The organism is Salmonella sp. 3C, from assembly GCF_025426275.1.
Lineage (GTDB): Bacteria > Pseudomonadota > Gammaproteobacteria > Enterobacterales > Enterobacteriaceae > Salmonella > Salmonella enterica.
Window position 1 is genome coordinate 3,044,877 of sequence record NZ_CP104858.1, and the last position, 13,582, is coordinate 3,058,458.

Here is a 13,582-nt window from a genome sequence, read left to right on the forward strand (position 1 = left end):
AACGGCTCCTGTTTAAGTTAAGACCTGGGCTGAGCAGGTTGATCACCGCTTGCGGCTTGCTGTTTGTTATCCGCGGTAATTTCCTGCACTTTAACCTGTGCGCCAGGACGTACTTTTTGCAGCCCGCTGACGACTACGCGGTCGCCCGCTTTCAACCCGTCAGTCACCAGCCACTTATCGCCGATCGCCTGGCTTGCGACGATTTGGCGGGTTTCCACTTTGTTATCAGCGCCAACCACCAGCACCGTGGCATCGCCGCGTGGAGTACGGGTAACGCCCTGTTGTGGAACCAGTAATGCCGTCGGTTTTGTCCCTTCCTGCAGACGTGCGCGAACGAACATTCCTGGCAATAAGGTGTGATCCGGGTTAGGGAAGATGGCGCGCAAAGTAATAGACCCGGTGGTTTGGTCAACGGTCACGTCGGAGAACTCAAGCGTACCGGACTGCGGGAATTTGATACCGTCGCTGGTCACCAGATCGACCTTCGCTTTGCCGTTTTCCTGTTTCAGCGAACCATTTGCCAGCTCCTGCTTCAGGCGCAGGAAGTCATTGCTGGACTGGGTCACATCGACATAAATAGGGTCCAGCTGCTGCACTGTCGCCAGCGCCGACGCCTGACCGTTCTGTACCAGCGCGCCTTCCGTTACGGACGACTTACCAATACGACCGCTAATCGGCGAGGTGACTTTGGTATACGCCAGGTTGATACGTGCGGTTTCAACGGCGGCTTTTGCTGCGACAACGGCGGCAGTCGCTTGTTGCGCGTCAGCCAGCGCCTGATCGTATTCCTGCTTACTGATGTACTGCGTACCCAGCAGCTTTTGATAACGCTTCACCGTCAGTTCAGCGATATTCGCGGCGGCCTGCGCTTTTGCCAGATCGCCCTTAGCGCTGTCGTAAGTCGCCTGGTAGGTCGCAGGATCAATCTGATAGAGAGAGACTCCCGCTTCGATATCACTTCCCTCAACGAAATTACGCTTCAGGATAATGCCGCTTACCTGTGGGCGAACTTCGGCGATACGGTAAGCAACGGTACGACCCGGAAGTTCAGTTGTGATTTGCAGTGGTTCCGTTTTTAGTGTGACAACTCCAACTTCTGGCATCTGCTGGCCGCCTTGCTGGTCCTGTTTGTCGTCACATCCTGTTAGCGCTAAGCTGCCTGAGAGCATCAGAACGACCGCCAGAGGCGTTAACCCTCTGTTTTTGTTCATATGTAAACCTCGAGTGTCCGATTTCAAATTGGTCAATGGTCAAAGGTCCTTAAACCCATTGCTGCGTTTATATTATCGTCGTGCTATGGTACATACATCCATAAATGTATGTAAATCTAACGCCTGTAAATTCACCGACATATGGCACGAAAAACCAAACAACAAGCGCTGGAGACACGACAACACATCCTGGATGTGGCCCTGCGTTTGTTCTCGCAGCAAGGCGTATCAGCAACCTCGCTGGCGGAGATTGCGAACGCTGCTGGCGTGACGCGCGGCGCAATCTATTGGCATTTCAAAAATAAGTCGGATTTATTCAGTGAGATCTGGGAGCTATCAGAATCCAATATTGGTGAGCTTGAGATTGAGTATCAGGCAAAATTCCCCGACGATCCACTATCTGTATTAAGAGAAATTTTAGTTCATATTCTTGAAGCTACTGTAACAGAAGAACGACGCCGCTTATTGATGGAGATTATATTCCATAAATGTGAGTTTGTCGGAGAAATGGTTGTGGTTCAACAGGCGCAACGTAGCCTTTGTCTGGAAAGTTACGATCGGATTGAACAAACGTTAAAACATTGTATTAATGCTAAAATGCTGCCTGAAAATCTGCTGACTCGTCGTGCGGCGATACTGATGCGCAGCTTTATTTCAGGGCTCATGGAAAACTGGTTATTTGCTCCGCAATCGTTTGATTTAAAAAAAGAAGCTCGCGCCTACGTCACGATCCTGCTGGAGATGTATCAATTGTGTCCGACGCTGCGCGCGTCGACGTTCAACGGCTCCCCCTGATAATATTCCAGGAAAACTCCTGGACATTTTCTGTGTCGCTATTCTGTTTGTTACAGGCGTGATATTCTTGCGACTCAATTATTTCCGGTCTGCTTGCCGGTTCAGACACTTCATTCTCATGACTATGTTGCAGCTTTATAAACGTTCACAGCATTTTGTTTTTATTACAATTAGCGTCCTTATTATCCTGCTGTCCTGTCAGTCTCTGGCATTTGCCCGGGGGCAAACGAATGGCGACCTGCCGTCAAAAGCGGATGTGCAAAACCAGCTGGATACGCTGAATAAGCAAAAAGATCTCTCCGCCCAGGATAAGCTCGTCCAGCAGGACCTTATTGATACGTTAGCTACGCTGGAGAAAATCGAGCGGGTAAAAGAGGAGACCGTACAGCTACGGCAGAAGGTGGCGCAGGCGCCTGAAAAAATGCGTCAGGCGACGGCTGCGTTGAATGCGCTGAGCGACGTCGATAATGATGATGAAATGCGAAAAACGCTGAGTGCGCTTTCGTTACGTCAGCTTGAGCTGCGCGTGGCGCAGGTACTGGATGATTTGCAAAATTCGCAAAACGATCTTGCCGCTTATAACAGCCAGCTTGTTTCGCTACAGACCCAGCCTGAGCGCGTGCAAAACGCCATGTATACCGCCTCACAGCAAATACAGCAAATCCGTAACCGTCTGGACGGCAATAACGTCGGCGAAGCCGCGCTTCGCCCCAGCCAACAGGTGTTATTACAGGCACAACAGGCGCTGCTTAATGCGCAGATCGACCAGCAACGTAAGAGTCTTGAAGGAAATACCGTTTTGCAGGACACCCTGCAAAAACAGCGGGATTACGTGACGGCCAACAGTAATCGCCTTGAACATCAGCTTCAACTTTTACAGGAGGCGGTCAACAGTAAACGACTTACGCTAACGGAAAAAACGGCCCAGGAGGCCATTTCGCCGGACGAAACGGCGCGTATCCAGGCGAACCCGCTGGTAAAACAGGAACTGGATATTAACCATCAACTCAGCCAGCGTCTGATTGTCGCGACCGAAAACGGCAATATGTTGATGCAGCAAAACATTAAAGTAAAAAACTGGCTCGATCGCGCGCTGCAGTCGGAAAGAAATATCAAAGAACAGATTGCCGTCTTAAAAGGCAGCCTGTTGCTGTCGCGTATTCTTTATCAACAGCAGCAAACCCTGCCCTCCGCCGACGAACTCGAAGATATGACCAACCGCATTGCGGATTTGCGTCTGGAGCAGTTTGAAATCAACCAGCAGCGTGATGCCTTATTCCAAAGCGATGCCTTTGTCGACAAGCTGGAGGAGGGGCATACCAGCGAGGTGAATGATGAAGTTCATGATGCGTTGCTTCAGGTGGTGGAGATGCGCCGTGAGCTATTGGATCAGCTAAATAAACAGTTGGGTAACCAGCTGATGATGGCGATTAACCTGCAAGTTAACCAGCAGCAGTTGATGAGCGTCTCGAAAAATCTGAAAGCCATTCTGACGCAGCAGATTTTTTGGGTGAACAGTAACCGCCCTATGGACTGGGACTGGCTTAAAGCGTTCCCCCAAACGTTAAAAGAGCAATTCAGCGCCATGAAAATCACGGTGAACTGGCAAAAAGCCTGGCCCGCGGTATTTATTGCTTTTTTGGCCGGGTTGCCGCTCTTGCTCATCGCCGGTTTAATCCGCTGGCGTCTGAAATGGTTAAAAGCGTATCAACAGAAGCTGGCCGCCGCCGTGGGAGCGTTGCGTAACGATAGTCAGCTCAATACGCCAAAAGCTATTCTGATCGATCTGATCCGCGCGCTGCCGGTGTGCCTGATTATCCTCGCGCTTGGACTGATCCTGCTGACCATGCAGCTAAATATCAGCGATCTGCTCTGGGCCTTTAGTAAAAAGCTCGCAATGTTCTGGCTGGTCTTTGGGCTGTGCTGGAAGGTGCTGGAAAAAGAGGGCGTGGCAATACGCCATTTCGGTATGCCAGCGCAGTTGACCAGCCACTGGCGTCGCCAGATTGTACGCATTAGCCTCGCATTGCTGCCGCTGCACTTTTGGTCTGTGGTGGCGGAGTTGTCGCCGCTGAATCTGATGGATGACGTGCTGGGGCAGGCGGTTATTTTCCTCAATCTGCTGGTCATAACATTGCTGGTGTGGCCACTGTGCCGGGAAAGCTGGCGCGATAAAGAATCTCACGGCATTCGACTGGTGACCGTGACGATTCTTTCCATTATTCCGGTGGCGTTAATGGTATTAACGGCGACCGGCTATTTCTATACCACCCTGCGCCTGGCGGAGCGCTGGATTGAAACCGTCTATCTGGTCATTATCTGGAACCTGCTTTATCAAACGGTGCTGCGCGGGTTAAGCGTAGCGGCGCGCCGGATTGCCTGGCGACGCGCGCTGGCTCGTCGTCAGAACCTGGTAAAAGAGGGAGCGGAAGGCGCGGAGCCACAGGAAGAACCCGCCATCGCGTTGGAGCAGATTAACCAGCAAACATTACGTATCACGATGCTGCTAATGCTTGCCCTGTTCGGCGTTATGTTCTGGGCGATTTGGTCCGATTTGATCACCGTATTCAGCTATCTTGATAGCATCACGCTGTGGCACTACAACGGCTCCGAAGCTGGCGCTGCGGTGGTGAAAAGCGTGACGATGGGCAGCTTGCTATTCGCCATTATTGCCGCGATGGTGGCCTGGGCGCTCATCCGCAACTTACCCGGCCTGTTGGAAGTGCTGGTGCTTTCACGTCTGAATATGCGCCAGGGGGCTTCGTATGCGATCACCACGATCCTTAACTACGTCATTATCGCTGTTGGCGCGATGACAGTATTCGGATCGCTCGGCGTCTCGTGGGATAAACTCCAGTGGCTGGCGGCGGCGTTGTCGGTGGGTCTCGGTTTTGGGCTACAGGAGATCTTCGGTAACTTTGTCTCGGGTTTAATCATCCTCTTCGAACGTCCGGTACGCATTGGCGATACGGTAACGATCGGCACCTATTCCGGCACGGTCAGTAAGATTCGTATTCGCGCCACCACTATTACCGATTTTGATCGTAAAGAAGTGATCATTCCGAACAAAGCATTCGTAACGGAGCGGCTGATTAACTGGTCCCTCTCCGATACCACGACACGTCTGGTGATCCGGCTTGGCGTGGCTTATGGCTCGGATCTGGAGAAAGTGAAAAGAGTCCTGCTACAGGCGGCGATGGAGCATCCGAAGGTGATGCACGATCCGGAACCTGCCGTATTCTTCACCACCTTTGGCGCCAGCACTCTGGATCATGAACTGCGTCTGTATGTGCGTGAATTGCGCGATCGTAGCCATACGGTGGATGAACTGAACCGCGCGATCGATCGACTGTGCCGTGAAAATGATATCAATATCGCCTTTAACCAGCTTGAGGTGCATCTGCATAACGCGAAGGGCGACGAAGTCACTGAAGTGAAGCGCGATCTCAACGGCGGCGATCTGGCGCCTACGGCAAGCTAAAAGGCGGTGGGCCGCGCGCTTTATGAGTGCGCGCGGCGCCGCTAATGCGACAGCGTAGAAAGCTCTTCCGGCGTAATGCCGGTGACGCTGGCGATGAGCCCGGGTTCCAGCCCGTTGGCAAGCATTTTGCGGGCAATAGCGCGCGCTTCGGCCTCTCGGCCTTGTGCTAACCCTTGCTCAAGGCCTTTTTGCAGGCCCTTTTGCAACCCTTCCGTTCGGCCTTTTTCTTCCAGCCATTCCGCTATTGTCATCAGTTGTTCCTTATACTGCGGCGCGCCCTGCGCCAGTTGACGAATTAGCGCCCCGGGTTCTGCGGCGTTTCCTGCTTTCAACATATAGTTGATCAACACACTGAGCTGCGTGTCCGTCAAATGATCCTGCGTTAAAAGCGTGATAAGGGGGTCGAGCAGTTCGCTTAAATCGCGTTGACGAATATGTTTTTGCAGGAGCTCTAACATCGCTATCCGCCGATGCTGCAAAAGCTGATTATCCGGCATTGTCGTCAGGTCGACCAGCGCAAATTCGCAGCTGTATAAGGCCTTCGCCATATCCGGTTTCACAAACATATTATGCCAGTTAAGGCTATAGGGCCACGGGCTTTCCGGACCGTGATAAAAGAGGATTGGTACCACCAGCGGCAAGGTATCATGACCGGCATCCAGATGACGCTGCATGGCGGCAATGGCGTACCGCATCAGGCGAAAAGCCATCAGCCGGTCTGATTTGCTCTGATGTTCAATGAGCGCGTAAACATACCCTGGGCCGTGTTGGGTATGCAGAGAGTAGAGAATATCTGAATAGCGGCTGCGTAAATTGTCTTCAACAAAACTCCCTGACTCCAGCTTCAGTGAATCCAGATCGCAGATTGCAAGAAAGGCTTCTGGCAAGTGGATAGCCAGAAAGTCGCGGGCGACCTCTTTTTGCATCAGCATTTGTCGAAATACCGCATCGTGCGGCGTGGTGGGTAGACGTTCCATGACCTGTCCCTTGTTGCCTGACTGTAGCGACCACTCTGTCAGCGACAACGAGGACAAACCAGAGGGCAATTACTCTGTTTGCGAGTCGTCTTCCGTACTTTTTAACTTGTTTTCATAATCTCGCATAACTATTTCCAGCGCGCGTAGCACCGTTCGTGCCGGTAAGCGATTCTCTTCAAGCAGCACAATTAAATCCACGGCCAGTTTGACTTCATCAGGGGCATTTTCAAGCGACATACTTTCTCCAGGGTTAGCGGGTTAAACGCGCCAGTACGTTTTCTATTTTCTCCAGCGCATGTCGGCAACGCGCCAGCCGTCCTTCATAGATCTCGACTTCCTTTTGCAGCGTTTGTTGTTCGACAAGGCCGGTCGCCTGCGCCAGACGAATTTTGCGCTCCTGTGTCATCGCCAGTAGTCGACGTTCAAACTCCTGATGCTGTATTCGTCTGCGCTGCCAACGGCCAAGCCCTGGCGCGGCGGCGTCCCACTGGCGCAGCGACCAGGCGGCGGTTTCACGCGATATCGCCTCCAGTTGCGAAGCCAGATGTTCTGCCAGCCAGGCGACTTGCGGCAGTTGCTCATGTTTTACCGCCTGACGCAACGCGGCGAGATTGGCGTCAGCCTCTTCCAGATATCCCTGCAACAGAGTACTGCGGGTACGGAAAAGATGTCGGTCAAAGCGCGCGCTTAACGTCGCATGTTGCGCCAGCGGCGCGCAGCGTTGGCGTAGCGTCGCCAGCCTCTCTTCCAGCGTCTGTAACAGCATAGCGGTTTTCAATTCAACACCCCGATGAAAATAAGACAGGCTGTGCTACAGTAGCCTTCTGTTTGATAACGATTCGCATTATGCAACGTACTATTTTAATCATCATTGGCTGGCTGGCGGTAGTATTAGGGACATTGGGCGTGGTTTTGCCTCTGTTGCCGACAACGCCGTTCATTTTACTGGCGGCCTGGTGTTTCGCCCGCTCGTCGCCTCGTTTCCATGCCTGGTTGTTATACCGCTCATGGTTTGGCGGTTATCTGCGCCACTGGCAGCGCTATCGGGCCATGCCGCCGGGAGCGAAACCGCGAGCGATCGCGTTGATATTGCTGACCTTTGGTATTTCGCTGTGGCTGGTGAATATGATGTGGGTGCGGGTGCTGCTGTTGGTTATTTTGGCCTGTCTGCTGATCTTTATGTGGCGGATACCGGTGATTGATGAAAAGCAACAAAAGCGCTGAAGCACACGAATCGCTGTTGCAATTGTCGTTCACAGCCAGTAAATTCGACCGTTTTCGAGCACAGGCGCAGGCGGTCAAAGAGTAACCGAGCGTTACCCCTGACCGAAAAGTATTGCGCCGTGAGTAACACCGTACTTAGCAGGCATATATCCATGACCGCGACTGCACAGCAGCTTGAGTTTCTCAAAAACAGCATCAAAAGCATTCAGGATTACCCGAAACCGGGCATTCTTTTCCGTGATGTCACCAGCTTACTGGAAGACCCGAAAGCCTACGCGCTCAGTATTGAACTGTTGGTTGAGCGTTATAAAAATGCGGGTATCACCAAAGTGGTCGGCACCGAAGCGCGTGGCTTCCTGTTTGGCGCGCCGGTTGCGCTTGGGCTGGGCGTTGGTTTTGTTCCGGTACGTAAACCGCGCAAATTACCGCGTGAAACTATTGCCGAGACCTATGAATTAGAGTACGGCACCGATCAGCTGGAAATTCATGTCGACGCGATTAAACCTGGCGACAACGTGCTGGTCGTGGACGATCTGCTGGCGACTGGCGGCACCATTGAGGCGACCGTGAAGCTGATCCGTCGTCTGGGCGGGAAAGTCACCGATGCGGCGTTCATCATCAATTTGTTCGATCTGGGCGGCGAGCAGCGTCTGGAAAAGCAGGGGATTACCTGTTATAGCCTGGTGCCGTTTCCGGGGCATTGATTCAGGCTATTCGCACTGCTATTTTAGCCAGAGAGACAACCTCGCTGTATCGGCGAGGTTGTGTTAGCATTACCCTTCTATGAATCCACCTTCCAGCGTTTCAGAGCCTGCCAATGAGTTATCAGGTCTTAGCCAGAAAATGGCGCCCACAAACCTTTGCTGACGTCGTCGGCCAGGAACATGTGCTGACCGCACTGGCGAACGGCTTGTCGTTAGGGCGCATTCATCACGCATATCTTTTTTCCGGCACGCGCGGCGTCGGTAAAACCTCTATCGCCCGACTGCTGGCGAAGGGGCTGAACTGCGAAACCGGCATTACCGCGACGCCGTGCGGCGTTTGCGATAACTGTCGGGAAATTGAGCAAGGGCGTTTTGTCGATCTCATTGAGATTGACGCCGCATCGCGTACCAAAGTCGAAGACACCCGCGACCTGCTGGATAATGTCCAGTACGCGCCTGCGCGCGGTCGCTTTAAAGTCTATCTGATCGATGAAGTCCACATGCTGTCGCGCCACAGCTTTAATGCGCTACTTAAAACGCTTGAAGAGCCGCCAGCGCATGTGAAATTTTTACTGGCGACCACCGATCCGCAGAAGCTGCCGGTGACCATTTTGTCGCGCTGCCTACAGTTTCATCTCAAAGCGCTGGATGTTGAACAGATTCGCCATCAGCTTGAGCATATTCTCAATGAGGAACATATCGCTCACGAACCCCGCGCGTTGCAGTTGTTATCGCGTGCGGCTGACGGCAGCCTGCGCGATGCATTAAGTCTGACTGACCAGGCGATCGCCAGCGGCGACGGGCAGGTTTCGACGCAGGCGGTAAGCGCCATGCTCGGTACGCTGGACGACGACCAGGCTTTGTCATTAGTCGAGGCGGTGGTTGACGCTAACGGCGAACGCGTCATGTCGCTTATCAACGAGGCGGCGGCGCGCGGTATTGAATGGGAAGCGCTGCTGGTCGAAATGCTTAGCCTGCTGCACCGTATTGCGATGGTGCAACTTTCGCCTGCCGCGTTAGGCAGCGATATGGCGGCTATCGAGCAACGGATGCGCGAACTTGCCCGGACGGTGCCTCCCGGCGATCTTCAGCTCTATTATCAGACGTTGTTGATTGGTCGCAAAGAATTGCCCTGGGCGCCGGACCGGCGGATGGGCGTTGAAATGACGTTACTGCGTGCACTGGCGTTTCACCCGCGTATGCCCTTGCCGGAGCCTGAAACGCCGCGGCAGTCTTTTGCGCCCGTGGCCCCAACGGCGGTAATGACGCCGCCGCAGGTGCAGCAGTCGTCGGCGCCCGCGCCGCAGACATCGCCAGCGCCGCTGCCGGCGTCTACCAGTCAGGTGCTGGCGGCGCGCAATCAGCTACAGCGCGCGCAGGGAGTAACCAAAACAAAAAAGAGTGAACCGGCAGCCGCATCCCGCGCGCGGCCGGTGAATAACTCTGCGCTGGAGCGGCTGGCCTCGGTTTCGGAGCGCGTACAGGCGCGCCCGGCGCCGTCTGCGCTGGAAACGGCGCCAGTAAAGAAAGAGGCTTATCGCTGGAAGGCCACCACGCCGGTAGTACAAACCAAAGAAGTGGTGGCTACGCCAAAAGCGCTTAAGAAAGCTCTGGAGCATGAAAAAACGCCGGAGCTGGCGGCTAAACTGGCGGCGGAAGCGATTGAGCGCGATCCGTGGGCGGCGCAGGTAAGTCAGCTTTCTTTGCCTAAGCTGGTGGAGCAGGTGGCGCTTAATGCCTGGAAGGAACAGAACGGCAACGCGGTTTGTCTGCATCTGCGCTCGACGCAGCGGCACCTCAATTCCAGCGGCGCGCAGCAAAAGCTGGCGCAAGCGCTCAGCGATCTGACGGGAACGACGGTTGAACTGACCATCGTTGAAGATGATAATCCCGCGGTGCGTACGCCGCTGGAATGGCGTCAGGCCATTTATGAAGAGAAACTCGCGCAAGCGCGTGAGTCAATTATTGCGGATAATAACATTCAGACGCTGCGTCGATTCTTCGACGCCGAGCTGGATGAAGAGAGTATCCGCCCCATTTGATCGTAAGCCTGGCTTGCGATTGTGAACCATCAAGAGAGAGAGCTTATGTTTGGAAAAGGCGGTCTGGGCAATCTGATGAAGCAGGCCCAGCAGATGCAGGAAAAAATGCAGAAAATGCAGGAAGAGATTGCGCAGCTGGAAGTGACCGGCGAATCCGGCGCGGGTCTGGTGAAGGTTACCATCAACGGCGCGCATAACTGCCGCCGCGTGGAAATTGACCCAAGCCTGCTGGAAGATGACAAAGAGATGCTGGAAGATCTGGTCGCTGCGGCCTTCAACGATGCGGCGCGCCGCATTGAAGAGACTCAAAAAGAGAAGATGGCTTCCGTCTCTTCCGGTATGCAATTGCCGCCAGGCTTTAAGATGCCATTCTGATGCAAACCAGTCCGCTGTTAACTCAGCTTATGGAAGCGTTGCGCTGCCTTCCGGGCGTCGGCCCTAAGTCGGCGCAGCGGATGGCGTTTACCCTGTTGCAGCGCGATCGCAGCGGCGGAATGCGCCTGGCGCAGGCGCTGACCCGGGCGATGTCGGAAATCGGCCACTGCGCCGACTGCCGCACCTTTACCGAGCAGGATGTCTGTAATATCTGTTCGAACCCGCGGCGTCAGGAAAACGGCCAGATTTGCGTGGTGGAGAGTCCTGCGGATATCTACGCCATTGAGCAGACCGGGCAATTTTCCGGGCGGTATTTCGTGCTGATGGGCCACCTGTCGCCGCTGGACGGCATCGGGCCGGATGATATCGGTCTCGATCGTCTGGAACAGCGGCTGGCGTCAGAAAAAATCAGCGAGCTGATCCTCGCGACCAACCCGACGGTTGAAGGAGAGGCTACCGCAAACTATATTGCCGAGCTGTGCGCGGAGGCCGGCGTCGAAGCCAGTCGTATCGCCCACGGCGTGCCGGTTGGCGGCGAACTGGAGATGGTCGACGGTACGACGCTGTCCCACTCGCTGGCGGGACGCCATAAGATTATTTTCTGAACAAACGGAGGCGGCATTCGCGGCCTCCGCTTGAAATCACACCCGCTTGTCCCCATCTCACCCTCAACGTATTTTTACCATTAAAAATGGCATTGTTGAGGTCTATCCACATGAAAGGACAAGAAACGCGTGGTTTTCAGTCAGAAGTTAAACAGCTTCTGCACCTGATGATCCATTCTCTTTATTCCAATAAAGAAATCTTCCTGCGTGAACTCATCTCTAACGCCTCAGATGCGGCGGACAAGCTGCGTTTCCGCGCTCTGTCAAACCCGGACCTGTATGAAGGAGATGGCGAGCTGCGTGTGCGCGTCTCTTTCGATAAAGATAAGCGTACGTTGACCATTGCCGATAACGGCGTGGGGATGAATCGTGATGAGGTGATTGACCACTTAGGCACCATTGCCAAGTCCGGCACCAAATCTTTCCTCGAATCAATGGGGTCCGATCAGGCGAAAGATAGCCAGCTCATCGGTCAGTTTGGCGTAGGCTTCTACTCCGCGTTTATTGTGGCCGATAAAGTGACCGTACGTACCCGTGCAGTAGGCGACAAGCCGGAAAATGGCGTGTTCTGGGAATCGGCAGGCGAAGGCGAATACACCGTTGCCGATATCACCAAAAATGACCGTGGTACGGAAATCACCTTACACCTGCGTGAAGGCGAAGATGAATTCCTCGATGACTGGCGCGTACGCTCAATTATCAGTAAATATTCCGATCACATCGCATTGCCGGTAGAGATTGAAAAACGGGAAGAAAAAGACGGCGAAACCGTGATTTCCTGGGAGAAAATCAACAAGGCCCAGGCGTTGTGGACCCGTAACAAGTCGGAAATTAAAGACGACGAGTACAACGAGTTTTACAAGCACATCGCGCATGATTTCACCGATCCGCTGACCTGGAGCCACAACCGCGTGGAAGGTAAGCAGGAGTACACCAGCCTGCTGTATATCCCGTCGCAGGCGCCGTGGGATCTGTGGAACCGCGATCACAAACATGGTTTGAAGCTGTACGTACAGCGCGTGTTCATTATGGACGATGCCGAGCAGTTCATGCCGAACTATCTGCGTTTCGTGCGCGGCCTGATTGATTCTAATGACCTGCCGTTGAACGTCTCCCGTGAAATCCTGCAGGACAGCACGGTAACGCGTAATCTGCGCAGCGCCCTAACCAAACGCGTTCTGCAAATGCTGGAAAAACTGGCGAAAGACGACGCGGAAAAATACCAAACCTTCTGGAAACAGTTTGGTCTGGTGCTGAAAGAAGGCCCGGCGGAAGATCACGCCAACCAGGAAGCGATCGCTAAACTGTTGCGCTTTGCCTCCACCCATACCGACTCTTCCGCCCAGACCGTGTCGCTGGAAGATTACGTCTCCCGGATGAAAGAAGGGCAGGAAAAAATCTACTACATCACCGCAGACAGCTATGCGGCGGCGAAAAACAGCCCGCACCTGGAACTGCTGCGTAAGAAAGGCATCGAAGTGCTGCTGCTCTCCGATCGCATCGACGAGTGGATGATGAACTACCTGACCGAGTTTGACGGTAAAGCATTCCAGTCGGTCGCTAAAGCCGATGAGTCCATCGAAAAACTGGCGGATGAAGTCGACGAAAACGCGAAAGAAGCGGAAAAGGCGCTTGAGCCGTTCGTGGAGCGTGTCAAAACCCTGCTGGGCGATCGCGTGAAAGAGGTGCGTCTGACGCATCGTTTAACCGACACGCCGGCGATTGTCACCACCGATGCGGATGAAATGAGCACCCAGATGGCGAAACTGTTCGCCGCGGCCGGTCAGTCCGTGCCGGAAGTGAAATACATCTTTGAGCTCAACCCGGATCATGTGCTGGTTAAACGCACTGCCGATACCGAGGATGAAGCGCAGTTTAAAGAGTGGGTCGAGCTGCTGCTGGATCAGGCGCTGTTCGCTGAACGCGGTACGCTGGAAGATCCGAACCAGTTTATCCGCCGTATGAACCAGTTGCTGGTGTCCTGATAACGCTCATCTGATTGCCGGATAGCGACGCGAAGCATCTTATCCGGCCTACGGACGGGTACTGTTTTGTGACTGCCGGATGGCGACGTGAAACGTCTTATCCGGCCTACGGACGAGTACTGTTTTGTGACTGCCGGATGGCGACGCGAAGCATCTTATCCGGCCTACGGGCGAGTACTGTTT

Annotated in this window: 12 protein-coding genes and 1 other annotated feature; of the genes, 8 read left to right on the forward strand and 4 right to left on the reverse strand. The window is 54.0% G+C overall.

Features of this window, described 5'->3' with window-relative positions; all coding sequences use genetic code 11:
- Positions 1–17 precede the first annotated feature (17 nt).
- The gene (gene acrA / locus N7E69_RS14360) at positions 18–1,211 is read right to left on the reverse strand and encodes a multidrug efflux RND transporter periplasmic adaptor subunit AcrA (protein ID WP_001039202.1); all 1,194 of its coding nucleotides are present in this window, start codon (positions 1,209–1,211) and stop codon (positions 18–20) included.
- 141 nt (positions 1,212–1,352) lie between these two features.
- On the opposite strand from acrA, the gene acrR reads away from it, so the two are divergent.
- Entirely contained in the window at positions 1,353–2,006 is a 654-nt protein-coding gene (acrR, locus tag N7E69_RS14365; RefSeq protein WP_000101753.1) for a multidrug efflux transporter transcriptional repressor AcrR, read from the forward strand.
- 118 nt (positions 2,007–2,124) lie between these two features.
- The gene (gene mscK, locus N7E69_RS14370; protein WP_000178241.1) at positions 2,125–5,487 is read left to right on the forward strand and encodes a mechanosensitive channel MscK; all 3,363 of its coding nucleotides are present in this window, start codon (positions 2,125–2,127) and stop codon (positions 5,485–5,487) included.
- A gap of 41 nt (positions 5,488–5,528) precedes the next feature.
- On the opposite strand, the gene N7E69_RS14375 is transcribed toward mscK, so the two are convergent.
- The 3 genes from N7E69_RS14375 to priC all read right to left on the reverse strand — a co-directional run bounded on the left by N7E69_RS14375 (position 5,529) and on the right by priC (position 7,242).
- On the reverse strand, positions 5,529–6,464 hold the full coding sequence (locus tag N7E69_RS14375) for an Rpn family recombination-promoting nuclease/putative transposase (protein ID WP_000440504.1): 936 nt from the start codon (positions 6,462–6,464) through the stop codon (positions 5,529–5,531).
- Positions 6,465–6,533: 69 nt separating this feature from the next.
- A complete protein-coding gene (rsmS, locus tag N7E69_RS14380; protein ID WP_000051161.1) occupies positions 6,534–6,701 on the reverse strand; it encodes a pleiotropic regulatory protein RsmS in 168 nt (55 codons plus the stop codon).
- Between the two features lie 13 nt (positions 6,702–6,714).
- Entirely contained in the window at positions 6,715–7,242 is a 528-nt protein-coding gene (gene priC, locus N7E69_RS14385) for a primosomal replication protein N'' (RefSeq protein ID WP_001575715.1), read from the reverse strand.
- A gap of 68 nt (positions 7,243–7,310) precedes the next feature.
- Between priC and N7E69_RS14390 the strand changes: the two genes are divergently transcribed.
- The 6 genes from N7E69_RS14390 (at position 7,311) to htpG (ending at position 13,399) form a co-directional block, all read left to right on the forward strand.
- Positions 7,311–7,688 (forward strand): DUF454 family protein, encoded by a 378-nt coding sequence (locus tag N7E69_RS14390; RefSeq protein WP_001189860.1) that lies wholly within the window; start codon positions 7,311–7,313, stop codon positions 7,686–7,688.
- Between the two features lie 152 nt (positions 7,689–7,840).
- Positions 7,841–8,392, forward strand: coding sequence for an adenine phosphoribosyltransferase (gene apt, locus N7E69_RS14395; RefSeq protein ID WP_000127350.1), 552 nt, complete (start codon positions 7,841–7,843; stop codon positions 8,390–8,392).
- Between the two features lie 113 nt (positions 8,393–8,505).
- Positions 8,506–10,434 (forward strand): DNA polymerase III subunit gamma/tau, encoded by a 1,929-nt coding sequence (gene dnaX, locus N7E69_RS14400; protein WP_000121974.1) that lies wholly within the window; start codon positions 8,506–8,508, stop codon positions 10,432–10,434.
- Positions 9,767–9,831, forward strand: a sequence feature (DnaX frameshifting element). (Overlaps the previous gene by 65 nt.)
- A gap of 45 nt (positions 10,435–10,479) precedes the next feature.
- On the forward strand, positions 10,480–10,809 hold the full coding sequence (locus tag N7E69_RS14405) for a YbaB/EbfC family nucleoid-associated protein (protein WP_000467098.1): 330 nt from the start codon (positions 10,480–10,482) through the stop codon (positions 10,807–10,809).
- Positions 10,809–11,414 carry a recombination mediator RecR gene (gene recR, locus N7E69_RS14410; RefSeq protein WP_001195023.1) on the forward strand — a complete coding sequence of 202 codons (606 nt, stop codon included), beginning with the start codon at positions 10,809–10,811 and terminating at the stop codon, positions 11,412–11,414. The genes N7E69_RS14405 and recR overlap by 1 nt, the downstream gene beginning before the upstream one ends.
- 110 nt (positions 11,415–11,524) lie before the next feature.
- Positions 11,525–13,399, forward strand: coding sequence for a molecular chaperone HtpG (gene htpG / locus N7E69_RS14415; RefSeq protein WP_001573956.1), 1,875 nt, complete (start codon positions 11,525–11,527; stop codon positions 13,397–13,399).
- Positions 13,400–13,582 lie beyond the last annotated feature (183 nt).